This window comes from Guyparkeria sp. SB14A (assembly GCF_005096345.1).
Lineage (GTDB): Bacteria > Pseudomonadota > Gammaproteobacteria > Halothiobacillales > Halothiobacillaceae > Guyparkeria > Guyparkeria hydrothermalis.
Genome location: NZ_SWAW01000030.1, coordinates 1 through 23433, shown reverse-complemented (window position 1 = coordinate 23433; position 23433 = coordinate 1). Strand labels below are relative to the sequence as shown.

The following is a 23433-nucleotide window of genomic DNA, read 5'->3' as shown; positions in this document are numbered from 1 at the left end:
ATTGAGGTCTTGCCAAGATCGATGCCGAGCGTTGCAATGGACATAGGTCTGTTCCTCCTCTGTTGCTGAATGGGTTTGTTCCTCCAAACAGCGTAATAGGGTGGGAGCAGGCCATTCCATTAAAAAATCACCCGCCCGGCAGGGCGGATGATTTTCCAGCTCGAGGAGACGACTTACTTCTTGTCGTCGTCCTTCACTTCCTCGAACTCGGCGTCGACGACGTCGTCGTCCTGCTTGCCCTGCTCGCCACCGGCGGCCTGCTCACCGCCGGCCTGGCCGGCACCCTGGGCCTTCTGCATGACCGTGGCGGAGGCCTCGGAGAGGGCCTGGACCTTGGCGTCGATCTCGGCCTTGTCGTCGCCCTTCATCGCCTCGCGCAGGGCCTCGATGGCCTCGTTGACCGGCTTCTTGTCGTCGTCGGTCAGGGCCTCGCCCGCATCGGTCATCGCCTTCTCGACGGTGTGGATGATGCCGTCGCCCTGGTTGCGCGCCTCGACCAGTTCCTTCTGCTTCTTGTCCTCGTCGGCGTGCGCGGCGGCATCGTCGACCATGCGCTGCACTTCTTCCTCGGACAGGCCGGAGCTCGCCTTGATCTCGATCTTCTGCTCGCGACCGGTGCCCTTATCCTTGGCCGAGACGTGCAGGATGCCGTTGGCGTCGATGTCGAAGGTCACCTCGATCTGCGGCTGACCGCGCGGCGCCGGCGGGATCTCGGTGAGATCGAAGCGGCCCAGCGACTTGTTGCCGCTGGCCATCTCGCGCTCGCCCTGCAGGACGTGGACGGTCACGGCCGTCTGGTTGTCCTCGGCGGTCGAGAAGGTCTGGCTCGCCTTGGTCGGGATGGTGGTGTTCTTGTCGATCAACTTGGTCATGACACCACCCATCGTCTCGATGCCAAGCGACAGCGGGGTGACGTCAAGCAACAGCACGTCGTTGACGCCGCCGGAGAGCACGCCGCCCTGGATCGCCGCACCGATGGCCACGGCCTCGTCCGGGTTGACGTCCTTGCGCGGGTCCTTGCCGAAGAACTCGGCAACCGTGTCGCGCACCTTCGGCATGCGGGTCTGGCCGCCGACCAGGATCACGTCGTCGATGTCGGAGGCCGACACGCCGGCGTCCTTGAGCGCCATCTTGCAGGGCTCGATGGTGCGCTTGATCAGCTCTTCGACCAGCGACTCGAGCTTGGCACGCGTGATCTTGATGTTCATGTGCTTCGGACCGCTCTGATCCGCCGTGATGTACGGCAGGTTCACGTCGGTCTGCTCGGTCGAGGACAGCTCGATCTTGGCCTTCTCGGCGGCCTCCTTGAGACGCTGCATGGCAAGCGCGTCGTTGGAGAGATCGACGCCCTGCTCCTTCTTGAACTCGTCGACCAGGTGGTCGATCAGGCGGTTGTCGAAGTCCTCGCCACCCAGGAAGGTGTCACCGTTGGTGGACATGACCTCGAACTGCTTCTCGCCGTCGATGTCGGCCACCTCGATGATCGATACGTCGAAGGTGCCGCCACCCAGGTCGTAGACCGCGATCTTGCGATCGCCGCCTTCCTTCTTGTCCATGCCGTAGGCGAGCGCGGCCGCGGTCGGCTCGTTGATGATGCGCTTGACCTCGAGGCCGGCGATCTTGCCGGCGTCCTTGGTCGCCTGGCGCTGGGAGTCGTTGAAGTAGGCCGGCACGGTGATGACCGCCTCGGTCACCTCTTCGCCCAGGTAGGCCTCGACGTCCTTCTTGATCTTCATCAGGACGCGGGCGGAGACTTCCGGCGGGGCCATCTTCTTGCCGCCAGCCTCGACCCAGGCATCGCCGTTGTCGGCCTTGACGATCTTGTAGGGCATCAGCTTGATGTCCTTCTGAACGGCGTCCTCGTCGAAACGACGGCCGATCAGTCGCTTGACCGCGTACAGGGTGTTTTCCGGGTTGGTGACCGCCTGGCGCTTGGCCGGCTGGCCGACCAGGATCTCGCCATCATTGGCGTAGGCGACCACCGACGGGGTGGTGCGCGCGCCCTCGGCGTTCTCGATAACCTTGCCGGACTTGCCGTCCATGATCGCGACGCAGGAGTTGGTCGTCCCCAGGTCGATACCGATTACCTTGCCCATAAAATCGTGTCTCCAGAGTTCTGTGTTGAATGCGAAATTCGGTTGGCGCGGCCCGGTGCCTTGCTCGGGCACCGCACCCGCCCTTGTGCTTGGACGTGCGGGCGAGCCGTGATTTTTCAAGCCACCCGCGGCAAATCGCCCCTCGAGCGCCTTACTTCGGCTTCGAGACGACCACCATGGCCGGACGGACGACGCGGTCCTTCAGGAGGTAGCCCTTCTGCATCACGTCGACGACGTGATCGGGATCGCCGTCGTGCGGCTGCAGGCTGATGGCCTGGTGGTGCTCCGGGTTGAAGCGCTCGCCGATCGGGTGAACGGCCTTGACGCCGAACTTCTCCAGCGTCTGGATCAGCATCTTGAGGGTCATCTCGTCACCCTCCTTGATCTTCTCCAGCGTGGCGTTCTCCTTCTCGGCCGCCTCGATACCCAGCTCGAGCGAATCGACCACCGGCAGCAGCCCCTCGACGAAGCGCTCCAGGGCGAACTTGCGCGCCGACTCGATGTCGCGCTCGGCACGGTGGCGCACGTTCTGCATCTCGGCGGCGATGCGCAGGACTTCCTCTTCCTTCTCGGCGAGCTTCGCCTTGAGCTCGTCGACCTCGCTCGTCTCTCCTGACTGGGCAGACTGCTCGACCTCGCCCTCGACGGGCTGCTCCGGCTGTTCCTGGTTCATGTCGTCGTGATCGACCGGCTTGTCCGTCATCGAAGCTCTCCTGAAAAGCGGATGGAATTGATGGGTAAAGCCCGGTCCGCCGCCGGCATACAGTGCATCCGGCATGACCAAGGCTCGTGTCGATGCCCCGACTCTTGGGGCATCCGGCATCTTTTCAAGGGGAAGGAGACATTCCTGCCTCCCGGGGGCAGGTCACTGGCGCGACAAGGCGCTCGACAGCAGGCGCGAGGTGACGTCGACGATCGAGATCACCCGGCCGTACGGCATGCGCTTGGGGCCGATGACGCCGAGCACGCCGACCACCTCGTCGTCGACGCCGTAGGAAGCGCCCACCACGCTGCATTCATCGAAGGTGGGCGAGCCGGACTCGCGGCCGATGAAGATCTTCACCCCCTGGGCGCGTTCGCAGCGATCCAAGAGGGAGACCAGTTCGCGCTTTTCCGCGAAGGCGTTGAACAGCCGGCGCATGCGATCGACGTCGCCGAGCTCGTCGATGCCCATCAGGTTGACCTGGCCGGCCACGGCGACCCCGGCCTTGTCCTCGACCGCCTCGACGGCCGACTCGGCCAGCGTGATCGCCTCGGAGAGGTTGCCCTCGATCTGCTCGCGCGTGCTCTTGAGCTCAGCGACCAGCGTCTCGCGCAGCGCCTGGATGGACTGGCCGTTGAGGCGCTCGTTGAGGAAGTTGGCAAACCGGGTGAGTTCGTCCTGGCTATAGGGCTTGTCCGGGTGGATGATGCGGTTCTGCACCCCGCCGTCGTTGGTGACCAGCACCATCAGCACCCGCCCGGGCGAGAGCGAAACGAAATCGATCTGGCGGAACAGCGCGCGGGCCCGCGACGGGATGGTCACCACGCCGGCGAACTGCGTCAGGCTCGAGAGCAGGTTCGAGGCGGTGTCCGCCAGATGCTGCGGGTCGTCCTCGGCTGCCTCGCGCAGGATGCGCTCGAGCCGCCGGGCATCGACCGGTGCCCGACCCGGCGCGGTCAAAAGCGAGTCGACGAACAGGCGATAGGCGAGCTCGGTGGGCACGCGGCCGGACGAGGTGTGGGGGGCGCGCACCAGCCCGAGGTCCTCGAGATCGGCCATCACGTTGCGCACCGTCGCCGGGCTCAGGTTCAGGTCGGACATGCGCGCTAGCGCGCGCGAGCCGACCGGCGCACCCTCGTCGGTGTAGCGGTCGATCAGCACCCGCAGCAGGGTCTGGGCCCGCTCGGGGAGTTCGCTCCAGGCATCAGTCATAGGCGGCCTCGAGAACCTCGGTTTTTTGGGGGTCGGCCCGAATGGCCGGGGAGTAAACTAGCACTCGCCCGAGGAGAGTGCCAAGCCCATCGCACCGCGGTCGGATTCAAACCCCCTCTCCTTTGCTAGACTGGGCCGAATTCCGCATCCGCCGGCCGATCGCCGGCTCTCGACGGACGCGACGAAACCGTTTCCGAGGATCCGCTCACGCCATGAACGCCTGGCTCATCTTGTTGGCCGCCGGCCTGTTGGAAATCGTCTGGGCGACCGGTCTGCGCTTCACCGACGGCTTCTCCCGCCTGGTGCCGACGGTGATCGTGCTGGCCATCGCCTGGGCGAGCTTCTACCTGCTCGCCCTCGCGATGCGCGAGATCCCGATGGGCACGGCCTACGCCATCTGGACGGGCATCGGCGCGACCGGCGTGGCGATCCTCGGCATCCTCTGGTTCAAGGAACCGGCGACGGCCGCCCGGCTGGGCTTCATCGCCCTGATCGTGATCGGCATCGTCGGATTGAAATGGTCATCGGGCAATCACTGAGTCGTCAGGCAGCAAGAGCGCACACGCCATGAAACCTTCCTCCTCGTCAGCCAGCGAACAGCCAGACGCCGCCCCCGCCTTCTCGCGCCTGGGCATCATCGTCAAGCCCGACGGGGGCGACCCGCTCGCCGAGGTCTACCGCAACCTGGTGGCCGTGGCCGAGGAACACGATGTCGAGTGGGCGCTGGAGGAAGAGGCCGAGAACCCGGCCCCGTCGATCCAGGCCCAGCGGTTCTCGCGAGATCGCGTCGACCGCGACCTGATCGTGGTAATCGGCGGCGACGGCACCATGCTCAACGCCGCGCGTTGCCTGTGCCTGCATGACGTTCCCATCCTGGGCGTGAACCTCGGCCGTCTCGGCTTTCTCGCCGACGTCAGCCCCAACGAGGTGCAACGTCACCTGTCGGCCATCCTCGAAGGGCGCTACACCGAGGAACGCCGCTTTCTCCTGCAGGGCAGCCTGATGCGCAACGACACGCGCATCATGGAATCGGTGGCGCTCAACGACATCACCTTCAAGATGCGCGACCCCGCCCGGATGGTCGAGTTCGAGATGAGCATCGACGGCACCCTGGTCAACCAGCAGCGCTCCGACGGCGTGGTGGTCTGCACCCCGACCGGGTCGACCGCCTACGCGCTGTCCGCCGGCGGGCCGCTGATCGCCCCCGACCTGCACGCGGTGGGCATCGTCTCGATCTGCCCGCACACCCTGAGCTACCGCCCCATCGTGGTCGATGCCCGCCACCTGATCGAGATCCGCCCGGTCGAGGGCTCACGCGGCGGCGGCGTGGTCAGCTTCGACGGCCAGCTCAACCAGCCGCTGGAGTACGGCGACGTGCTCGCCATCTCGAAGTACGAGCATGACATCCGCCTGATCCACCCGGCCGGCCACGACCACTATTCCCTGCTGCGCGACAAGCTCTGCTGGAGCGAGCAGACCTTCTAGGCAAAGGAATCCGCCTGACATGCTGACCACCCTATCGATCCGCCAGATCGCCCTGATCGACCAGCTCGAACTCGATTTCGCCGCCGGCATGACCGCGCTGACCGGCGAGACGGGCGCGGGCAAGTCGATCCTGATCGACGCGATCGGGCTGCTCCTGGGCGATCGCGCCAACATGAACCTGCTGCGCGCCGGTTGCGACCAGGGCGAGGTCACCGGCGAGTTCCTGCTGCCCGCGGACAGCCCGGCGGCGCGCTGGCTCGAGGAGCAGGAACTGGGCGAGGAACCGGAGGGCGACTCCCTGCCGCTGATCGTGCGCCGGCTGCTCTCGCGCGACGGCCGCTCAAAGGCCTGGATCAACGGTCGACCCGTGCCGGGTCAGACCCTCAAGGGGATCGGGCGGCACCTGATCGACATCCACGGCCAGCACCAGAACCAGCGATTGATGCAGGCGAAGACCCAGCTCGCCCTGCTCGATCATTTCTGCGACCTCAAGCGCCAGGTCGATGAGCTCGGCCGGCTGAGCCGGCAGATCCACGCCGACGAGCAGCAGCTTGCCAACCATCAGGCCGAGCAGGCCTCGCGCGCCGACCGGCTCGCCTTCCTCGAATTCCAGCTCGAGGAGATCGAGCGTGTCGACCCGCAACCCGACGAGTTCAACCAGCTGCACGCCGAGCTCAAGCGGTTGACGCGCCTCGACGAGTGGCGCCAGGTGCTGGCCGAACAGATGGCCGCCCTGTTCGACGAGGACGGCAACGCCCACGACCGCGTCGGCGCCGCCGAGCAGGCCCTCTCGCGGATCGCGGACCTCGACGAGGCGCTCGGCCCGGTGATCGAGACCCTGCAATCGGCCGAGATCCAGATCGCCGAGGCGGTCGACACCCTGCGTGATCGCCTCGAATCCGCCGAGGCCGACCCCGAGCGACTGGCCACCGTCGAGGCGCGGCTGGACACGCTGCACGAACTGGCGCGCAAGCACCGCGTCGCCCCCGAGGCGTTCGAACAGCACGTCCACGACCTGCGCGAGGAACACGAGCAACTCGAGCAGGCCGGCAGCACGCTGGGCGAAGTCGAGTCCCGCCTGGTCGAGAACCGCGCCACCTACGACCGTCTCGCCGCCGAGGTGAGCACAAAACGCGCAACCGGCGCGAAGAAACTGGCCGAGCGCCTCAAGGCCTCGATCCGTGAGCTGGGAATGCCCAATGGCGAGTTCGAGGTCCGACTGACCCAGCCGGAGACACTGGCCGAACGCCGCGGCGAGCGCGGCATCGACGAGGTGGTCTTCCTGATCAGCGCCAACCGCGGCCAGCCGGTCGCGCCGCTGGACCAGATCGCCTCCGGCGGCGAGCTCGCCCGCGTGAGCCTGGCGCTCAAGACCCTGACCGCCGGCGACGACCCGGTGGGCACCTTCATCTTCGACGAGGTCGATACCGGCATCGGCGGGGCGACCGCGGCGATCGTCGGGGCGCACCTGCGGGCACTGGGCGACTCGCGCCAGGTCCTGTGCGTCACCCACCTGCCGCAGGTCGCCGCCCACGGCCACCACCAGGCGCGCATCGAGAAGGACGAACAGGCCGACTCCACCCGTACCTGGGTGCGGGCGCTCGACCCGAACGAACGGGTCGAGGAACTCGCGCGCATGCTCGGCGGGCGCGAGGTCACCGAGCAGACCCGGGCGCACGCCCGCGAACTGCTCGACTCCTCGGCCTGAGCCACGCCCAACCCCCAACGCAAGACGCCCGCCCCAGGTCTCCCCAAGGCGGGCGTCTTGCGTTCAGGCCATCACGTCAGGCCCATCGCGGGCCCCTACTTCTTGCCGGTCGCCTTGCGGCTGATGCCGTAGATCACCAGCGAGTAGTCGGTCAGGTCGAAATCGAACTCGTCGGCGATCATCGCGATACGCTCCTGGATGATCGGATCGTGGAATTCCTCCACCTGCCCGGTCTTCACGCAGACCAGGTGATCGTGATCGCCCTTGGAGATCAGCTCGAACACGGCCTTGCCGCCCTCGAACTGGTGGCGCTTGAGGATGTCGGCGGTCTCGAACTGGGTCAGCACGCGGTAGACGGTCGCCAGGCCGATCTCTTCACCGCGGGCGAGCAATTCCTTGTAGACGTCCTCCGCGCTCATGTGCCAATCGGGGTTCGCCTCGATGATTTCGAGGATCTTCACCCGTGGCAAGGTGACCTTGAGGCCGGCCTTCTTGAGTTCGCTGGAATCCAAAACTTCTGCCCTCGATTGCGTGTGCTTGCGGGATTGTAACCGAAGATGCCGCCCAGACCGGAGCGCGATGCGCATAATCGATGCGCACGAGCCGATCGGCTGGCATCATCTGCCGGGCAAGCGCTTTCCGGTTCGTGCAGAGCCGCCCGACACTGCGTATGATTGAGCGCAGTCGAATGCCATCCAGACCATTCAGGAACAGGTTTTTCAGGATCATGCAGCGCTCACTTCTCACGCTCCCGCTCGTCGCCACCCTGCTCGCCGGCTGCTCGTCGGTCTACGTTCCGAGCTTCATCCAGGTCTACCAGCCGGATATCCAGCAGGGCAACATCTACGAGGAGGCGCAGATCGAGCGCCTGCGCGAGGGGATGCCGCAATCCCAGGTGCGCGCGATCCTCGGCACCCCCAGCCTCAACGACATCTTCCACCAGGGTCAGCGCGATACCTACATCTACTACGACAAGCGCGGCAAGGAAGAGGCCTTCCGCCACACCCTGGTGATCGAATACGACTCGACCGGTCGCGTCGCTTCCATCCAGCGTGACGGCATGGACCTGGCCGAGGCGCCGTCGATGAACAGCGCCGAGCTGCCCGACGAGGCCGAGGCCGCCTCGCCGAGCAACGCGCCGACCAACCCGGCGTCCGGCCCGACCGATGACGACAATCCCTACGACCTGGAAACGTCGGATGACGGTCAGCCCCTGCCGCAGACCCCGCCGGCGCAGGACCCGCTCTAAGATCGGGCACGAGAATCCATCGCCCCCCTGACCGGGTGCCGGCGATCGACAGAACGAACCGGCGTGAGTGCTACTCCGCCGGTTTTTTCGTGCCCGCCGGCGCCGGATCGGACTTGGACGCTGCCTTGCCGGCCGCGCGTTTTCCGGCGCCCGCGTTGCCAGCACTTTCCTTCTGGGCGCCTGTCTTCCGGGCCCCGTCCTTTTGAGCACGCTGGCGGCGCGCGGCCTTGGGGTCGGCAATCAGCGGCCGGTAGATCTCGACCCGATCCCACTCGCGCAACGCCTGCGACAGCGGCGCGACCTTGGCGAACACGCCGACCTTCTGCGTCGAGAGATCGATCTCGGGAAAGCGCTCGAGGATGCCGCTGAGACGAATCGCCTCCTCGACGGTCGCCCCCTCGGCGACATCCACCTCGAGGATTACCTGCACGTCCGGGCGGGCATAGGCCACCTCGACCTTCACGCGCCCTCGCCCCCGTCACGCGGGTAGACCTGGAAGGCACGCTTGCGGAAGGCCCCGACGAGGTTCTTGACGATCTCGCGGAACACCGGCCCGATCGCCCGTTCCAGCAGGCGGTTGGAAAACTCGAAGCGCATGTCGAGGGTCACGCGCGACCCGCCGTCGGGCAGGTCCTCGAACCCCCAGAACCCGTCGAGGTGTCGAAACGGTCCGTCGACCAGGGTCACCACGATGCGCGAGCCGGGCTCGTTGTGATTGCGGGTGACGAAGGTCTTGCGGATCGCGCCCTTCTTCAGCGTGATGCTCGCTTCGACCTCGTCCCCCGATGCCTGCAGGATGCGGGTCTGCTCGCACCAGGGAAGAAAGTCCGGATAGGCGTCGATGTCGTTGACCAGCGCGTACATCTGCAACGCGGAAAACGGCACATCGACCTGACGCTCGATGGTGGTACTCATGCCGGGAGGAAGTCGCCCTTGCGTTTCTTGCTTGCCCCACTGCCGGTCAAGGCGTGGGCAGTCTGTCGGAACGCGAAGTCTAGCAGAGCGGGAGGCCCGACCCGTCGGTCAGCCAAACAGACCCAGGCCGTTGAGGAACACCAGGGCCACGCCCAGCGGCGCGACGATGGCCGCCAGCCACCACCACAGCCGGTAGCGCCAGCCGGCCAGACCCAGTTCCTCGGCCGAGTCGGCCCGCGGCATACGCCAGGCGGCGAAGAGCGCGATCAGCATGCCGCCGGCCGGCAGGAGGATATTGGCCGTGGTGAATTCCAACAGGCCGAAGGCGGTCTTGCCAAACAGGGTCACGTCATCGAGCAGGTTGAACGACAGGGCCGCGAGCACCCCGATCGACCAGGTCGCCACACCCACGGCGATCGCCGAGTGCAGCCGGCGGACGCCGAAGCGCTCCCAGAGATACGACACCGCCGGTTCGACCAGCGAAATGGCGGAGGTCCAGGCGGCGATCGACACCAGCACGAACAGCACGATCGCGAGGAAATAGCCCCACTCCATCTGCCCGAGGGCCAGCGGCAGGGTCTGGAAGATCAGCCCCGCGCCCTGTTCGGGGCTCATGCCGTTGGAGAACACGATCGGGAAGATCACCATGCCGGCCAGCAGCGCGATGCCGGTGTCGAGCACGATGATCCAGATCCCGGCGCGCACGATCGAGGTGCCCCTGGGCATGTAGGAGCCGTAGACCATGATCGCGCCCATGCCGAGGCTGAGCGTGAAGAAGGCGTGGCCGAGCGCGACCAGGAAGGTCTGGGCCGTCACCTGCGAGAAGTCCGGCGCGAACATGAAGTCCATCGCCGGGGCGAAGCCGGAGGTACCGATGTTGTAGCCCACCAGCAGCACCAGGATCACGATCAGCAACGGCATCATGATCCGCGTGGCCAGCTCCAGCCCGCCACGCACGCCGCGCGCCACCACCGCGACCGTCATCACCATCGCGACGGTGTGCCAGAACAACAGCGTGCCGGGGTTGCCGACCAGCCCGTCGAACAGCCCCTCGATGGTTGCCGCGGACGCCCCGACGAATGCCCCGGTGGCGGCCTTCTCGACGTAGGACAGGGCCCAGCCCATCACCACCGAGTAGAAGCTCAGGATGAGAAAGCCGGTGAGCACACCCATCCAGCCGATCAGCTGCCAACCGCGACTGACGCCGGCCTGGTCGGCAAGCTTGCCCATGCCGATGATCGGGTTCGAGCGGGCGCGGCGCCCCAGCATCACCTCGCTGATCAGGATGGGCGTGGCCACGATCAGCAGGCAGGCGAGGTAGATCATCACGAACGCCCCGCCGCCGTTCTCGCCCATGATGTAGGGAAACTTCCAGATATTGCCCAGGCCGACGGCCGAGCCCGCCGAGGCCAGGATGAAGGCCAGCCGGCCACTCCACTCGGGATGGTTCTCGAGATGCTGTGCGGACACCGGGCTTCCTCTTCGATTTGATTGGGCGCGGCTCCCCTCCCGGGAGCGCGACGGATGGCCTGAAAGCTACCACCATGGGACCGGCGCGGCCAAGTTGGCCGGCCCCGGGGCGGAGAGAGCCGTCCCGAGGGGGCCGGACTCCCCACTGAAAAAGTGGGCGCCGGGGCAAGAGGGAAGCGGCCGACACGGGACAAAATTCTTTCGGATTCGGCAGGGCCGCGCCACGGCCCTGTTAGAATGAATCCATGAGCAAGAACACGAAACCCACGACCGGCCAGTCCACCATCGCCCTGAACAAGAAGGCGAAATTCGACTTCTTTCTCGGCGACCGCATCGAGGCCGGACTGGTCCTCGAGGGCTGGGAAGTGAAGGCCCTGCGCGCCGGCAAGGCCCAGATCGCCGACGCGCACGTCATCATCAAGGACGGCGAGGCCTGGCTGCTGGGCGCGGTGATCACCCCGCTCCTGCAGGCCTCGAGCCACGTCAAGCCCGATCCCACCCGCACCCGCAAGCTGCTGCTGCACGAGCACGAGCTGGCGCGCCTGATCGGGCAGGTCGAGCGCAAGGGCTTTACCATCGTGCCCACCGCGCTGTACTTCAAGCGCGGCATGGTCAAGCTCGAGATCGCGCTCGGCGAGGGCAAGAAGGCCCACGACAAGCGCGCGACCCTCAAGGACCGCGACTGGCAGCGCGACAAGCAGCGCATCGTCCGCCACACCATGTAGCGGACCTCTACACGATTCGATAACGTCTCTGCGAAACCGCCCTTCCGGGGCATGAGGATTTGCCCGCACTCCGCGTTGCCGTCACTCGACGGGCGGCAAGCCCGTCTTCGCTCCGGTGCCTTGATTGCGAACAAATCCTCAAGCCAGAAACGTCACCGAATCGTGCAGAGGCCCGCTGGCGGGGCAACAACCAATAGGCGCTCATTCCCCCTCGATCAGCACCTCGCGCACGAAGGGGATGGTCAGGCGCCGCTTGGCGATCATCGATTCGCGATCCAGCCGGTCGAGCGCGTCGAGCAGCGTGCCGACGTCGCGCGGCAGGTGGGCAAGCATCCATTGGGCCGTGCCATGCGGCATCTCCAGTCCGCGTGCCTGGGCCCGGGCGCGCAGCAACTCGATCTTCTCGCCGTCACCCGGCAAGTGCACGGCCATCATCGCCCCCCAGGTCAGCCGCGAGGCGAGATCTGCCAGCTTGACCGGCAGCTCGGTCGGCGGGTGCGATGCCGTCAACAGCAGCGGCACGCCGGCCTCCCGCGCCCGGTTGATCAGGTCGAACAGCATGAACTCGCCTTCCGCCTGGCCGATCACCGCGTCGACGTCGTCGATCACGGCCAGGGCGAACGCCTCAATCTGCTCGCTGGCCGCCGCCAGTTGCCCGCCGAGCTGGCGCAACGGCCAGTACGCGGCGGGACGCCCCATCGATCCGGCGTGATAGCAGGCGGCTTGCGCCAGGTGCGACTTGCCCGCCCCGGCCGGGCCGTGGATCAGCACCTGTGTCTCGCCACTGCCGGCCGCCTGCTCGGCCAGGGTGGCCTTGAGCAGCAGGTTCTCGTTGCCGATGAACCCCTCGAAGCTCGTGGGGGTGACGAGATCCAGCGCCAGCGGAATCTGCTGCATCCGGTTCAGTCCCTGGCCTCGTCACTCGCGTCCGCTACCGGGCCATCGCCCGAGCTGTCACCCGGTGGGAGCGCCCGCGCGTCACGGCCGCGGTAGTAGCGACTCTGCTGGTAGGCATCCAGGGCGTGCTCGCCCAGCACGATCAGCACTGCCGAGACCGGCAACGCGAGCAGGATGCCGAAAAAGCCGAACAGCTGGCCGCCGGCCATCACCGCAAAGATCACCGCCACCGGGTGCATGCCGATCTCGTTGCCGACGAAACGCGGCTGCCAGGCCACGGTCTCCAGTACCTGGCCGACGCCGAATACGCCGAGGACCAGCAACAGCGGCCAGATGCTGTCGGCCTGGATGTACATCGCGATCAGGGCGAGCGCCACGCCGGTGATGGTGCCGAGATACGGCACGAAGCTAACCAGCCCGGCGAACAGGCCGATCGCGATCCCGGTGTTGAGCCCGATCAGGGTCAGGCCGATCGAGTAGGTCACGCCGTTGGCGATCATCACCGCCAGCTGGCCGCGCAGGAAGTTGCCCAGCATCTGGTCGGACTCGCGCGCGAGCTCAACGATGGTCCCGGCACGATGCCGCGGCAGCATCTGCTCGATGCGCTCGACCACCCGCGGCCAGTCGCGCAGCAGGTAGAAGGCGATCACCGGGATCAGCAGGAGATTCATCACCGCCACGAACACGGCGGTGCCGGTGGTCGAGACGTTAGAGAGGCCGTCGGCGAGCATCTTGCCGATGGTCTCGCCGTGCTTGACCAGGAGATCACGCAGCTGACCGACGTGCAGTTCCACGCCGAGGGTCTGGTTGACCCAGGGGATCACCCGTTGCTGGACGATATCGAGCAGCTGCGGGAAGACCCGCACCAGCCGGGCGGTCTGCTCGATCAGCACCGGGATCAGGGCGATCAGGCCGACCAGGAGCAACAGTGCGCCGATCAGGAAGATCAGCGAGGTGCCCCAGGTGCGCGAGATGCCGTGCCGGTCCAGGCGGGTGACCACCGGGTTGAACAGGTAGGCGATGATGAAGCCGACCACGAAGGGGCTCAGGATCGGCAACAGGAAATAGGAAACCAGCAGCAGACCGGCCAGGCCGATCCCGATCATCCAGCGCATCAATCCCCCTCCCCTGGTCGTGTCGCCCATGCGGCTCAGATCCGCTCGATCCGCAGGTCCAGCGCCTTGAGATCATCCTCGCGCGACGGCCCGGCCAGCACGCCCACGGAGGCGGTTTCCGGCTTGAGGTAGGTCTCGGCTACCCGCTTCAGGTCGTCCTGGGTCACGTCGAGCACCCGGGCGCGCATCGCGCGCAGGTCGTCCGGCGTGCGCCCGTGGAGGGTGTCCATGAAGGCCTTCTTCGCCTCGCCGGCCGGCGAGCCCGGCTTGTCGATCGAGGCGATCACGCCAAAGATCGCCTCGTCGACGGTGCGGTCCTCGTGGGTATTGTCGATGACCCAGTCAACGGAGCGATCGAAGTCCTCGAGCGTCTCGCCCAGGCGCGGATCCCGGTAGGAGAAGAAGCGGAAGGCGCCGGACTCGGCGTCATAACCGGCGCCACCACCGTAGGCCCCGCCCTTCTCGCGGATGGCCGTGTGCAGAAAGCCGTTGCGCATGAAGCCGCCCAGCACGGCCAGCGCCGCGGCATCCGGGTGCTTGGGCGGCACGCCGGCATGCGCCTTGGCGCAGTAGTTGACCGCGAGGTTGCCGATCCAGGCCTCGCGCACCTGCGCCTCGTGGTGGCCCAGCGCGAACGGCTTGTCCGTCTGCCCCTGGTGCATGTGCGGGCGCAGCGCCTGGGCCATCTCGGCGAAGTGGCGCTGCTCGGTGACCACGTTGTAGTGGCGCAGCCCGCCCTTGAGCTTGTCGTGCAGGCGGGCGAGCCGCTCGGCCAGGTCGTATTGCGACTCACGCTGCTCCAGACCGTCGTCCATCGCCTTGATGCGGCGCACGGCCGAGACCCCGGCGGTGTCGTGGCGCATCGCCGCGCGTGCCGACATGCCCGAGGAGGCCAGCAGCATGGCGTGGACATGGCCACGACCGGCCACGCCCTGCTCGGTGCCGAAACGCATCTGGCTGACGAGATCCCGAATGCGGTCGATCTCGTCGAAACGCGCGGCATCCAGGTGCTGATGGAACAGGTCGACCATCGCATCGGCGTGGCGCACCAGCGACTTGCCCGACAGCAGCCAGAAGCCGCTGGTCCGGTGGACGTCATCGATGCCCGCGCGTACCGACGCGCCCGAGGCGAAACCACCGGTCTTCGCCGCCACGGCCTCCGCCATCTGCAGGTAGTCTCGGTCACCGGCGCCCAGCTCGGTCAGAAGCCCGGTGTAGACCGGCATCAGCTCGAGCTCGTCGCGGGAGAGCTCGGGCAGATCGATCGCCAGCTGCAGGTAGGCCAGGCCATTGGTGCTGCGGTTGTACCAGCGCTGGCTCGAGGGCTGATGCACGACCTGCTGCGGCTGCGGGATCTCGATGTCCGCGGGGATGTCCTCGCGCGTCACCGTCGGCAGGATGGAGAGATCGCCCTCCTCGGCCTGGCGGTCGGCCAGTGCCTTGGCCTGCTCGACGATGCGCTGCTTGTCCTCGTCGGTGAGCGTGTCCTGCATGGCCGCCAGCCGCGCCTTTTCCGCCGCTTGCTGCCGCGCGGAGAGCTCGGTGTCCGGTTTGAGTACCAGTCGCACGCGGTGCGGGTTGTCCAACAGCAGCCGACGGACGAGGTTGGGAACGAACTGCGGGTCGGCGGCCTTGGCGCGCAGACGCTCGAGCGCGGGCTCCAGGTCGAGCAGGTTGATCGGGTCGCTGTCGTGGATCGCCGCCGGCAGGGCCTGGACGATCAGGTGCAGGCCGTAGGGGAAGCCGTCGCCGGTGACCTCGCGCTGTTCGAGCTCGAGCTGGTGGAGCACCGACTCGACCATGTCGGGGTCGACGCCCTTGTCCGCCACCTCGGTGAGCGTGTCGAGGATCAGCGTTTCGACCGCCTCGGCCCGGTCGGCTTCGCTGCCCTCGAGCCCGGCGACGAACACCATCTGGCGCTGGGAGTCCTCCAGGCCCAGCACCGGCGACGGCGCGGCACCCAGATCCGTGGTTTCCAGGGCCTTCAGCAACGGCGAGGCGCTGTTCTCCAGCAGCACGCCCTCGAGCAGTTGCGCCTCGAGGCGCGCGTCGAGATCGGCGCTCTCGCCCAGCATCCAGCCGACGTTGACGTGGGTCTTCTCGGCGGTGTCCTCGTCGTCGAGCGGGTAGACGTCCTCGACCTGCTTGGGGCCGGCGAAGATCGATTGGAGCGGCACGGCCGAGTCAGGATCGATCTTGTCGAAGCGGGCCAGGGCCCGCTCCTCGAATTCCGTCTGCAGGCGCGCGACCGGCTGGTTGCCGTAGGTCATGAACACCGCGTTCGACGGGTGGTAGAAGCGCTTGTAGAACGCCACCATCTGCTCGTAGGTGAGATCCGGGATGCGGGCCGGATCGCCACCGGAGTTGTGGTGATAGGTGGTGTCCGGGAACAGCTCGCGCGACAGCGTCTGCCAGAGCACCGAGGTCGGGTCGCTCATCGCCCCCTTCATCTCGTTGAACACCACGCCCTTGAAGGTCAACGGGGTGGACGGGTCATCCCACTGCTCGAATTCCACGCGGTGACCTTCCTGGCGAAAGTCCAGCTCGTCGATGCGCGAGAAGAAGGTCGCGTCGAGGTAGACGTCGAGCAGGTTGTAGAAGTCCTTCTCGTTGCAGGAGGCGAACGGGTAGGCCGTCCAGTCGCTCGAGGTGAAGGCGTTCATGAAGGTGTTGAGCGACCGGCGGATCATCATGAAGAACGGGTCGCGAACGGGGTAGCGCTCCGAGCCGCACAGCGCGGTGTGCTCGAGGATGTGCGCCACGCCGGTGGAGTCCTCCGGCACCGTGCGCAGGCCGACCAGGAACACGTTCTGGTCGTCTTCGGTGGCGAGGTGGTAATGCCGGGCGCCGGTCTTGTCGTGCCGGTACTCCTCGACGGTCAGGTTGAGCGCTTCGATGGGAACCGAGCGCTGCAGGGTGAACGCGGGGTGGTGACCGTTGGCTTGTGACATGCTTGCGCGTGACTCCGGGTGGTTATCACTGAATGAATTAAACGTGGCAGTGTAACGCACATGCTCTGGCTTGCATGCCGTTCGCGGGGTGGCGGAAAAGGCGATAGAATGCCGCCCCCGCCGGGCGTCCCGCCCGATGCGCTCCCACCGCGGGTGTGGTGGAATTGGTAGACACAGCAGACTTAAAATCTGCAGGCCGAAAGGCCGTGCCGGTTCGAGTCCGGCCACCCGCACCAGATCAAGCGACCCTTCCGATCCGGCGTCCCCATGCGGATCAGGCATTGCCCACGCCGGCATGAACTTCCCCCCGGTTGGGCCTACAGTTGGGTCATCATTCACACGACCCATTTCCCTTTCGGATCGAACCACGCCATGAAGATAGCCATCCTGTCGCGCAACCCGAGGCTCTACTCCACCCGCCGCCTGATCGAGGCGGCCGAGGAGCGCGGCCACGAGGTGCGGGTGCTCGACGTGCTGCGCTGCTACATGAACATCGCCTCGAACAACCCCGAGGTGCATTACAAGGGCGAGGAGCTCGAGGATTTCGACGCGGTGATCCCGCGGATCGGCGCCTCGATCACCTTCTACGGCTCGGCCGTACTGCGCCAGTTCGAGATGATGGGCACCTTCCCCTTGAACGAGTCGGTCGCCATCAGCCGCTCGCGCGACAAGCTGCGCTCGCTGCAACTGCTCTCGCGCAAGGGCATCGGCCTGCCGGTGACCGGCTTTGCCCATCGCCCCGACGACGTCGAGGACCTGATCAAGATGGTCGGCGGCGCCCCGCTGGTGATCAAGCTGCTCGAGGGCACCCAGGGCATCGGCGTGGTGCTGGCCGAGACCAAGCAGGCCGCCGAGAGCGTGATCGAGGCCTTCATGGGCACCAAGACCAACATCCTGGTGCAGGAGTACATTCGCGAGGCCAACGGCGCGGACATCCGCTGCCTGGTGATCGGCGACAAGGTGGTCGCGGCCATGAAGCGCCAGGGCAAGGAAGGCGAGTTCCGCTCCAACCTGCATCGCGGCGGCTCGGCCAGCCTGATCCGCATCACCCCGGAGGAACGCTCCACCGCCGTGCGGGCGGCCAAGACCATGGGCCTGAACGTCGCCGGCGTCGATCTCCTGCGCTCCAACCACGGCGCGGTGGTCATGGAGGTCAACTCCTCGCCGGGCCTCGAAGGCATCGAGACCGCCACCGGCAAGGACATCGCCTCGATGCAGATCCAGTTCATCGAGAAGAAGCTCGCCGAACGCCGCACCAAGCGCGGCCTGACTCGCACGCGCGGCCAGGGCTGACACCATGCGCGAGGCCTTCGAGATCGCCGGACGACGCGTTGCCCCGGGCAAGCGCGCCCTGGTCGACCTGCCCATGCCGCGACTGAGCTCGCACACCGAGCTCTCCATGCCGGTGCACGTCATCCACGGCCGGCGCGACGGCCCGACGCTGTTCGTCTGTGCGGCCATCCACGGTGACGAGCTCAACGGCGTGGAGATCATCCGCCGGGTCCTCAAGACCCGCGCGCTGCAACGCCTGCGCGGCACGCTCATCGCCGTGCCGGTGGTCAATGCCTACGGCCTGATCCACGAAAGCCGCTACCTGCCCGACCGCCGCGATCTCAACCGCTCCTTTCCCGGCTCCGACGAGGGCTCGCTGGCCGCGCGCCTGGCCCACCTGTTCCTCGAGGAGATCGTCAGCCGCTGCAGCCACGGCATCGATCTCCACACCGGCGCGATCCACCGCACCAACCTGCCGCAGATCCGGGGCAATCTCGACGACCCCGAGACCCTGCGACTGGCGCGCGCCTTCGGTGTGCCGGTGCTGCTGAATTCCTCCCTGCGCGACGGCTCGCTGCGTGCCGCCGCCGGCGAACGCGGCATTCCCACCCTGCTCTACGAGGCGGGCGAGGCGCTGCGCTTCGACGAAGTCTCCATCCGCGCCGGCACCCAAGGCGTGCTCAGCGTCATGCGCGCGCTGGGCATGCTGGCGCCCTCGCGGCGGAAGACGGAGCGACCGGAACCGTTCGTCTCGCGACGCAGCCTCTGGGTGCGCGCCCCGGAGAGCGGCATGCTGGGCACCGCCGTGCGCCTCGGCGCCCAGGTCTCGCGCGGCGAGACGCTCGGTTACGTCGACGATGCGTACAGCGGACGGCGCGAGGCGATCGTCTCGCCCAGCGACGGCGTGGTGATCGGTCGACTGGAACGGCCGCTGGTGCACGAGGGCGACGCGGTCTATCACATCGCGCGATTCAAGGGCGACGTCAGCGAGATCGCGGGCACGGTGGAGGACTTCCAGGCCGGCCACGCCGACGACGAGGAAGGGGAGGACTGATCGGATGACGGACGAGCCCATCGACGCGAACGAGGGTCTGGTCCGCCTGGGCTGGCGCGAATGGGTGGCCCTACCCGATCTGGGTATCCGCCGGATCAAGGTAAAGGTGGATACCGGCGCGCGTACCTCGGCGCTGCACGCCTTCGCCGTCGACCCGTTCCGTCGCGACGGTCGCGACTGGGTGCGCATCGGCATGCATCCCATCCAGGGCGACAACGACACGGTGGTCCACTGCGAGGCCGAACTGCTCGATCGGCGCCTGGTCTCGGATTCGGGCGGCCATCGCGAGAACCGCTACGTGATCGCCACGCGGCTGATGATCGGCGAGCTCGAGGAGCGCATCGAACTCACGCTGACCGACCGCGACACCATGCGCTTTCGCATGCTGCTGGGCCGCAAGGCGATGGAGGGGCGCTTCCTGGTCGATCCGGCGGCCTCCTACCTCACCGGCAAGCCCGACCTGCCGAAACCTAGTACCGGTTGATCGCCTTGCGCAGCAGGTCGGCGATGCGGATCACCCCCAGCAGCCGCCGCTCGCCGTCGACCACCGGGATCGCCTCGACCCGCCGCTCCATGTGGTGGTGGAAGACCTCGCTGATGCGCTCGTCCGGGCGCATCACCAGCACGTGATCGTCCATGTGCTCGCGCACCGAGCCCCCGACCACCCGCTCGACCAGCTGCCGCCGGCTGTGGGTCGGCCGCAGGTGGGCGAGCAGCAGCCCCGCCAGCCGACGGAACCCCAGATGCCCGCAGACCCGACCCTCGGCGTCGACCACGTAGATATCCCGCACCTCGGGGTGCTCCAGGAACAATGCCGCCGCCTCCGGCAACGAGGCCTCCGGCGAGACGGTCACGGCCTCGGCCGGGTGCGCGGCCAACCAGTCACTTGCCTTCATCGCCGTTCCTCCTACCCTGTTGTCCGGCGTGCTGGCCGCCGTTGGCCATGTCGAGTTCGCCGGCGCGCTGCAAGCCGAAGCGGGCCGCCAACGCCCCGATCGATTCGGTCAAAAGCGTGCTCGCCGTGATGATGTTGATCGCCAGGGTCGCCATCTCGGCAAAGCGCGGCTGACCCTCGAGCATCAGGGCCATGCCCACCGCCACGCCCCCCTGCGGCAGCATGCCCAGCCCCACGTTGTTGGCGATGGCCGGCGGCGCCCCGCCGAGACGGGCACCGATCCACGAGCCGATCACCTGGCCGGCCGCGCGCAGCATGAAGAACAGCAGGATCAACCAGCCGTGCTCGACCGTCACCGACAGGTCGAAGTACAGCCCGGCGAAGGTGAAGAACAGCACGAACACCATCTCCTCGAGCTGCTCGACCGGCTCGAACAGTCGCTCGGCGTGCGACCCGCCGAACCAGCGGGCGGTGAACCCCAGCGTCATGGCGGCCAGCAGGCCGGAAAAGTGCCAGGCCTCGGCCAGCCCGACCAACAGGATGATGGCACCGACCAGCGCGACCAGGCGCAGTTCGTGTTCGTGCAACAGGCGGCTGATCCGCTCGATCAGCCAGCCACCGATCCCGCCGATCACCAGCGCCGCGACGATCTCCCAGACCACCAGCGGCAGGGCCGAGACCACGCCATCGGCGGCCAGCAGCGCCAGCACCACGGAAAAGATCACCACGCCCAGGGCATCGTCCATCGCCACCATGCCCAGCAACGCGGTGGTCAATGGCCCGCGGGCCCGGTACTGGTGGATAATCGCCACGATCGCCGCCGGCGCGGTGATGGTCGCCAGCGCGGCGAGCACCAGCGGTACGCCCCAGCCCGGCAGATCGGGCACGCCGACGCCCAGCCAGACGAACCCCGCGAACACCAGCAGGAACGCGCCGGTCACCTTGCCGACGGTCGCGGTAATGATCGACACGCCCAGGCGGCGCAGCTGTCCGACCGTCGCCGCCCCGCCGATCAGGTAGGCGACGATGCCCAGCGCGATCGCCACCAGCGGCTGGGTCCAGCGCGCGGCATCCAGGCCGAGGTAATCCCCCAACAGATCCGGCGAGAACAGCATCCCGATCAGGATGTAGCCGACCACCCGGGGCACGCCGAAATAATGACTACCCAGCGTGCCGAAGGCCAACCCGGCCAGCAGCAGGATGCCGATCAGCAGTATCTCCACGAATCCTCCTTGCCTCGCGCCGGTGCCGACGCCAAACCGTCGCCTCGGGAACCTTTGGCTCCGGCGTCTATCCTACGTCGTGCAACACGCACAAAAATGAAAAAGGAGAAACGACATGATGATTTCCGTTCTCAAGCGCATGAGCCTGCTCGTCCTCCTTGCCGGCCCCCTCGCTTTCCTGTCCGGCTGCAACACGATGGAAGGCCTGGGCCAGGATACCCAGGAACTGGGTGAGTCGATCGAGGGTGAGGCCCAGGAGCACGATTGACCTGACACCGCCCGATGGCGCCCCCCCCCCAAGCCACGTCCGATCCGGCGTGGCTTTTTTGTGGGCACTTGCCCACCCCATCGCTGCGTGACAACCAACACGGAGACCGTGACATGATCCACCGATTTCTCGGCCGACTGACGGGCATCGCCTTTCTCGCCGGCCTGCTGACCGTCACCGCCGGCTGCAACACCATGAAGGGGCTGGGCGAGGACATCCAGAATCTCGGCAACTCCATCGAAGGCGCGGCGCAGGACGACTGACCGCCGTCAGTCCGAACCACCCTCCGTGCCGGGGAGCACCCGCCCCAGCGCCTCGCCGAACGCCCGCGGCACCTCCTCCCAGGGGAAATGCACGCAGCGATCCAGCACTTCCACCTGTCCCAGTGACAGGTTGGCCTGCAAGGCCTCAAGGTTCACCGGCATGAGCAAATCCTGCCGGCAGCCGATCACGGCGATCGGCACGTCCCATCGCCGGATGGTCGCGTAGTCCACCGGGTTCTCCCGGTAGGCCCGCCAGCCCTCGATATTGAGTTGCGCCGAAAAGTCCGAGGCATCGAACTGCTCGGCGTACCGCTGGCCCTGCTCGTAATCGAGAAAGTAGCTGGGCAACGAGCGCTCGATCTGGTGCCGCGCGGTCGCCGCGGCGTCCTCGCCACCGCCCGTGCGCTGCTCCCAGGCGGACTCGTCGTCCCAGGCCTCGCCCAACGCCCTGGCCCGGCGCCGGTCGATCTGCTCGGCCACGTCACGCATCGCCAGACGTTCCGGGTCGACGGGATTGAGCAGCACCAGCCGCCGGACCACGTCGGGGTGCGCCCGGGTGTAGAGCAGCGCCATCAACGCGCCCCAGGAATGCCCGAGGAGCACCACCGGTCGCTCATCGGCCACCGCCCGACGCAGCGCCTCGATCTGGGCCACCCAGGTATCCAGCAGCGGCTGGCCGGCAAGGCCCGTTCCGCCCGCCGCGTTCTCGCCCACCCCGATCATGTCCATGATGGCCGTCCGGTAACCAAGCTCGGCCAGTCGATGCTGAACCGGCTCGAGATTCCAGCTGGAAAACCCCGGCCCGCCACCAAGCACGATCGCTACGGGTGGAGCGCCATCGTCGCGCCGATTGCGCTCACCCGAGGCCTCCACGACGTGGTACCGCAGGCTGCGCTCATCGAGCGTGACGGTTTGCGCTGGCGTCGTGAAGCCGGCCTGCGCGAGACCGGCCACGGCAAGCCCGACTCCCAACCAGCCGGCCAGCGCCACAGACCGGAGCCATCCGGCCGGTCGACATACGGCAAACAACCATGGGCTCATCGGGTGGGGGCTCATCGGGTGGGGCCTCGCCGGGAACGTGACTTGAAAAGGGAACTAGACGGGTTGCGCCAAGACTAGTCGATCCCGCGTCCTGAAGAGATGCAGTTAATCCTCTAGCCTCTGGATCACGTTTTTGACGTTCCCCAAGGAGGCAACGGATGACCGAACAACTCAATGGCAAACGTGTCGCCCTGCTGGTTGCCGATGGCTTCGAGCAGGTGGAGCTCACCGAACCCAAGCGTGCGCTGGAAGAGGCCGGCGCGACCGCCCGGATCGTCTCGCCCGCCGACGGCCGCGTGAAGGGCTGGCAGCACACCGACTGGGGCGATGCCTTCGACGTCGACGTGCCCCTGAATTCGGCCAGCGAATCGGACTTCGATGCGCTGGTGCTGCCCGGCGGGGTGATGAACCCGGACGCCCTGCGACAGAACGAGAAGGCCGTGGCCTTCGTGCGCGGCTTCGTCGATCACCACAAGCCGGTGGCCGCCATCTGCCACGGCGGCTGGACGCTCGCGGAGGCCGACGTGCTGCAGGGCCGTCGCGTGACCTCCTACCCGAGCATCCAGACCGACCTGAAGAACGCCGGGGCGGTCTGGGTCGACGAGGAGGTCGTGGTCGACAACGGGCTGGTGACCAGTCGCAACCCCGACGACCTGCCGGCCTTCAACGCCAAGCTGGTCGAGGAAATCGCCGAAGGCCGGCACTGACCCCTTGACGGATTCGCTCAACAGCCCGGCAGACTGCCGGGCTTTTTCGTACCCTCACTAGGTGTGATCTCTCAACAGGTTGTCCACGGAACCCATCCAATGGATGCTGAGTTTGCCGACCAAGCAATCCATGACAGGAGGGTCCCGTGGACATCCATCAGAATGCCGCGCTAACACCTCGAGG

General features: G+C 66.9%; 24 protein-coding genes and 1 tRNA gene. 12 read left to right on the top strand and 13 right to left on the bottom strand.

The genetic code is table 11. The annotated features are described in order from the left end of the window. Window positions 1-173: 173 nt before the first annotated feature. From dnaK to hrcA, 3 genes are all read right to left on the bottom strand, one after another. On the bottom strand, window positions 174-2096 hold the full coding sequence (gene dnaK / locus FAZ79_RS09850) for a molecular chaperone DnaK (protein ID WP_136867798.1): 1923 nt from the start codon (window positions 2094-2096) through the stop codon (window positions 174-176). Between the two features lie 151 nt (window positions 2097-2247). Continuing rightward, window positions 2248-2799, bottom strand: coding sequence for a nucleotide exchange factor GrpE (gene grpE, locus FAZ79_RS09845; protein ID WP_211238835.1), 552 nt, complete (start codon window positions 2797-2799; stop codon window positions 2248-2250). 162 nt (window positions 2800-2961) lie between these two features. Further along, window positions 2962-4011, bottom strand: coding sequence for a heat-inducible transcriptional repressor HrcA (hrcA, locus tag FAZ79_RS09840; protein ID WP_136867797.1), 1050 nt, complete (start codon window positions 4009-4011; stop codon window positions 2962-2964). 212 nt (window positions 4012-4223) lie between these two features. Between hrcA and FAZ79_RS09835 the strand changes: the two genes are divergently transcribed. From FAZ79_RS09835 to recN, 3 genes are read left to right on the top strand one after another with little or no spacing between them, the layout of a single operon-like run. Then, complete coding sequence (locus FAZ79_RS09835; RefSeq protein WP_136867796.1) at window positions 4224-4550, top strand: multidrug efflux SMR transporter; 327 nt, start codon at window positions 4224-4226, stop codon at window positions 4548-4550. Between the two features lie 28 nt (window positions 4551-4578). Then, window positions 4579-5496 (top strand): NAD(+)/NADH kinase, encoded by a 918-nt coding sequence (locus FAZ79_RS09830; RefSeq protein ID WP_136867795.1) that lies wholly within the window; start codon window positions 4579-4581, stop codon window positions 5494-5496. A gap of 19 nt (window positions 5497-5515) precedes the next feature. Continuing rightward, window positions 5516-7204 (top strand): DNA repair protein RecN, encoded by a 1689-nt coding sequence (gene recN / locus FAZ79_RS09825; RefSeq protein WP_136867794.1) that lies wholly within the window; start codon window positions 5516-5518, stop codon window positions 7202-7204. Between the two features lie 95 nt (window positions 7205-7299). Here the strand turns inward: recN and fur are convergent, their stop codons facing one another. Beyond that, the gene (fur, locus tag FAZ79_RS09820) at window positions 7300-7716 is read right to left on the bottom strand and encodes a ferric iron uptake transcriptional regulator (RefSeq protein ID WP_197039201.1); all 417 of its coding nucleotides are present in this window, start codon (window positions 7714-7716) and stop codon (window positions 7300-7302) included. Window positions 7717-7931: 215 nt separating this feature from the next. Here fur and bamE point away from each other — a divergent pair, with 215 nt between their 5' ends. Further along, window positions 7932-8453: an outer membrane protein assembly factor BamE gene (gene bamE, locus FAZ79_RS09815; protein ID WP_169303669.1), complete on the top strand. Its 522-nt coding sequence runs from the start codon at window positions 7932-7934 to the stop codon at window positions 8451-8453. Between the two features lie 70 nt (window positions 8454-8523). Here bamE and FAZ79_RS09810 read toward each other — a convergent pair whose 3' ends face one another. The 3 genes from FAZ79_RS09810 to FAZ79_RS09800 form a co-directional block, all read right to left on the bottom strand. Next, window positions 8524-8916 (bottom strand): RnfH family protein, encoded by a 393-nt coding sequence (locus FAZ79_RS09810; RefSeq protein WP_136867791.1) that lies wholly within the window; start codon window positions 8914-8916, stop codon window positions 8524-8526. Next, the gene (locus tag FAZ79_RS09805; RefSeq protein ID WP_136867790.1) at window positions 8913-9368 is read right to left on the bottom strand and encodes a type II toxin-antitoxin system RatA family toxin; all 456 of its coding nucleotides are present in this window, start codon (window positions 9366-9368) and stop codon (window positions 8913-8915) included. The genes FAZ79_RS09810 and FAZ79_RS09805 overlap by 4 nt, the downstream gene beginning before the upstream one ends. Window positions 9369-9476: 108 nt before the next feature. Then, window positions 9477-10838 (bottom strand): sodium-dependent transporter, encoded by a 1362-nt coding sequence (locus tag FAZ79_RS09800; RefSeq protein WP_169303668.1) that lies wholly within the window; start codon window positions 10836-10838, stop codon window positions 9477-9479. A 245-nt stretch (window positions 10839-11083) separates the two neighbouring features. Between FAZ79_RS09800 and smpB the strand changes: the two genes are divergently transcribed. Next, window positions 11084-11563 (top strand): SsrA-binding protein SmpB, encoded by a 480-nt coding sequence (gene smpB, locus FAZ79_RS09795; protein WP_136867789.1) that lies wholly within the window; start codon window positions 11084-11086, stop codon window positions 11561-11563. 201 nt (window positions 11564-11764) lie between these two features. On the opposite strand, the gene hda is transcribed toward smpB, so the two are convergent. Genes hda through FAZ79_RS09780 form a run of 3 tightly spaced genes read right to left on the bottom strand, consistent with a single transcriptional unit; the run spans window position 11765 to window position 16526 of the window. After that, complete coding sequence (gene hda, locus FAZ79_RS09790) at window positions 11765-12460, bottom strand: DnaA regulatory inactivator Hda (protein ID WP_136867788.1); 696 nt, start codon at window positions 12458-12460, stop codon at window positions 11765-11767. Window positions 12461-12465: 5 nt separating this feature from the next. Further along, complete coding sequence (locus FAZ79_RS09785) at window positions 12466-13605, bottom strand: AI-2E family transporter (RefSeq protein ID WP_136867787.1); 1140 nt, start codon at window positions 13603-13605, stop codon at window positions 12466-12468. 5 nt (window positions 13606-13610) lie between these two features. After that, window positions 13611-16526, bottom strand: coding sequence for an insulinase family protein (locus FAZ79_RS09780; RefSeq protein WP_136867786.1), 2916 nt, complete (start codon window positions 16524-16526; stop codon window positions 13611-13613). Window positions 16527-16675: 149 nt separating this feature from the next. On the opposite strand from FAZ79_RS09780, the gene FAZ79_RS09775 reads away from it, so the two are divergent. The 4 genes from FAZ79_RS09775 to FAZ79_RS09760 all read left to right on the top strand — a co-directional run bounded on the left by FAZ79_RS09775 (window position 16676) and on the right by FAZ79_RS09760 (window position 19336). Further along, window positions 16676-16762, top strand: a tRNA-Leu gene (locus FAZ79_RS09775). Window positions 16763-16898: 136 nt separating this feature from the next. After that, the gene (rimK, locus tag FAZ79_RS09770) at window positions 16899-17819 is read left to right on the top strand and encodes a 30S ribosomal protein S6--L-glutamate ligase (protein WP_136867785.1); all 921 of its coding nucleotides are present in this window, start codon (window positions 16899-16901) and stop codon (window positions 17817-17819) included. A 4-nt stretch (window positions 17820-17823) separates the two neighbouring features. Beyond that, window positions 17824-18852 (top strand): succinylglutamate desuccinylase/aspartoacylase family protein, encoded by a 1029-nt coding sequence (locus FAZ79_RS09765; protein WP_136867784.1) that lies wholly within the window; start codon window positions 17824-17826, stop codon window positions 18850-18852. A gap of 4 nt (window positions 18853-18856) precedes the next feature. Continuing rightward, window positions 18857-19336: an ATP-dependent zinc protease gene (locus tag FAZ79_RS09760; protein WP_136867783.1), complete on the top strand. Its 480-nt coding sequence runs from the start codon at window positions 18857-18859 to the stop codon at window positions 19334-19336. Here FAZ79_RS09760 and FAZ79_RS09755 read toward each other — a convergent pair. Both FAZ79_RS09755 and FAZ79_RS09750 read right to left on the bottom strand, forming a co-directional pair. Beyond that, complete coding sequence (locus FAZ79_RS09755; protein ID WP_136867782.1) at window positions 19323-19748, bottom strand: CBS domain-containing protein; 426 nt, start codon at window positions 19746-19748, stop codon at window positions 19323-19325. The genes FAZ79_RS09760 and FAZ79_RS09755 overlap by 14 nt on opposite strands. Further along, a complete protein-coding gene (locus FAZ79_RS09750; protein ID WP_136867781.1) occupies window positions 19735-20970 on the bottom strand; it encodes a cation:proton antiporter in 1236 nt (411 codons plus the stop codon). Before FAZ79_RS09750 ends, FAZ79_RS09755 begins: the two co-directional genes overlap by 14 nt. A 115-nt stretch (window positions 20971-21085) precedes the next feature. Here FAZ79_RS09750 and FAZ79_RS09745 point away from each other — a divergent pair, with 115 nt between their 5' ends. Both FAZ79_RS09745 and FAZ79_RS09740 read left to right on the top strand, forming a co-directional pair. After that, window positions 21086-21238 carry an entericidin A/B family lipoprotein gene (locus tag FAZ79_RS09745; RefSeq protein WP_169303667.1) on the top strand — a complete coding sequence of 51 codons (153 nt, stop codon included), beginning with the start codon at window positions 21086-21088 and terminating at the stop codon, window positions 21236-21238. Window positions 21239-21351: 113 nt separating this feature from the next. Continuing rightward, entirely contained in the window at window positions 21352-21501 is a 150-nt protein-coding gene (locus FAZ79_RS09740) for an entericidin A/B family lipoprotein (RefSeq protein WP_136867780.1), read from the top strand. Between the two features lie 6 nt (window positions 21502-21507). Here FAZ79_RS09740 and FAZ79_RS09735 read toward each other — a convergent pair whose 3' ends face one another. Next, window positions 21508-22491 carry an alpha/beta hydrolase gene (locus tag FAZ79_RS09735; protein WP_169303666.1) on the bottom strand — a complete coding sequence of 328 codons (984 nt, stop codon included), beginning with the start codon at window positions 22489-22491 and terminating at the stop codon, window positions 21508-21510. A 209-nt stretch (window positions 22492-22700) separates the two neighbouring features. On the opposite strand from FAZ79_RS09735, the gene FAZ79_RS09730 reads away from it, so the two are divergent. Then, complete coding sequence (locus FAZ79_RS09730) at window positions 22701-23249, top strand: type 1 glutamine amidotransferase domain-containing protein (RefSeq protein ID WP_136867778.1); 549 nt, start codon at window positions 22701-22703, stop codon at window positions 23247-23249. The last annotated feature ends 184 nt before the right edge of the window (window positions 23250-23433 follow it).

Excerpts from the sequence above, each read along its gene's own strand:
- dnaK (WP_136867798.1), bottom strand. The coding sequence starts at position 2,096 with ATGGGCAAGGTAATCGGTATCGACCTGGGGACGACCAACTCCTGCGTC.
- grpE (WP_211238835.1), bottom strand. The coding sequence starts at position 2,799 with ATGACGGACAAGCCGGTCGATCACGACGACATGAACCAGGAACAGCCG.
- hrcA (WP_136867797.1), bottom strand. The coding sequence starts at position 4,011 with ATGACTGATGCCTGGAGCGAACTCCCCGAGCGGGCCCAGACCCTGCTG.
- FAZ79_RS09835 (WP_136867796.1), top strand. The coding sequence starts at position 4,224 with ATGAACGCCTGGCTCATCTTGTTGGCCGCCGGCCTGTTGGAAATCGTC.
- FAZ79_RS09830 (WP_136867795.1), top strand. The coding sequence starts at position 4,579 with ATGAAACCTTCCTCCTCGTCAGCCAGCGAACAGCCAGACGCCGCCCCC.
- recN (WP_136867794.1), top strand. The coding sequence starts at position 5,516 with ATGCTGACCACCCTATCGATCCGCCAGATCGCCCTGATCGACCAGCTC.
- bamE (WP_169303669.1), top strand. The coding sequence starts at position 7,932 with ATGCAGCGCTCACTTCTCACGCTCCCGCTCGTCGCCACCCTGCTCGCC.
- FAZ79_RS09805 (WP_136867790.1), bottom strand. The coding sequence starts at position 9,368 with ATGAGTACCACCATCGAGCGTCAGGTCGATGTGCCGTTTTCCGCGTTG.
- smpB (WP_136867789.1), top strand. The coding sequence starts at position 11,084 with ATGAGCAAGAACACGAAACCCACGACCGGCCAGTCCACCATCGCCCTG.
- hda (WP_136867788.1), bottom strand. The coding sequence starts at position 12,460 with ATGCAGCAGATTCCGCTGGCGCTGGATCTCGTCACCCCCACGAGCTTC.
- FAZ79_RS09785 (WP_136867787.1), bottom strand. The coding sequence starts at position 13,605 with ATGGGCGACACGACCAGGGGAGGGGGATTGATGCGCTGGATGATCGGG.
- FAZ79_RS09780 (WP_136867786.1), bottom strand. The coding sequence starts at position 16,526 with ATGTCACAAGCCAACGGTCACCACCCCGCGTTCACCCTGCAGCGCTCG.
- rimK (WP_136867785.1), top strand. The coding sequence starts at position 16,899 with ATGAAGATAGCCATCCTGTCGCGCAACCCGAGGCTCTACTCCACCCGC.
- FAZ79_RS09765 (WP_136867784.1), top strand. The coding sequence starts at position 17,824 with ATGCGCGAGGCCTTCGAGATCGCCGGACGACGCGTTGCCCCGGGCAAG.
- FAZ79_RS09760 (WP_136867783.1), top strand. The coding sequence starts at position 18,857 with ATGACGGACGAGCCCATCGACGCGAACGAGGGTCTGGTCCGCCTGGGC.
- FAZ79_RS09755 (WP_136867782.1), bottom strand. The coding sequence starts at position 19,748 with ATGAAGGCAAGTGACTGGTTGGCCGCGCACCCGGCCGAGGCCGTGACC.
- FAZ79_RS09745 (WP_169303667.1), top strand. The coding sequence starts at position 21,086 with ATGATGATTTCCGTTCTCAAGCGCATGAGCCTGCTCGTCCTCCTTGCC.
- FAZ79_RS09740 (WP_136867780.1), top strand. The coding sequence starts at position 21,352 with ATGATCCACCGATTTCTCGGCCGACTGACGGGCATCGCCTTTCTCGCC.
- FAZ79_RS09730 (WP_136867778.1), top strand. The coding sequence starts at position 22,701 with ATGACCGAACAACTCAATGGCAAACGTGTCGCCCTGCTGGTTGCCGAT.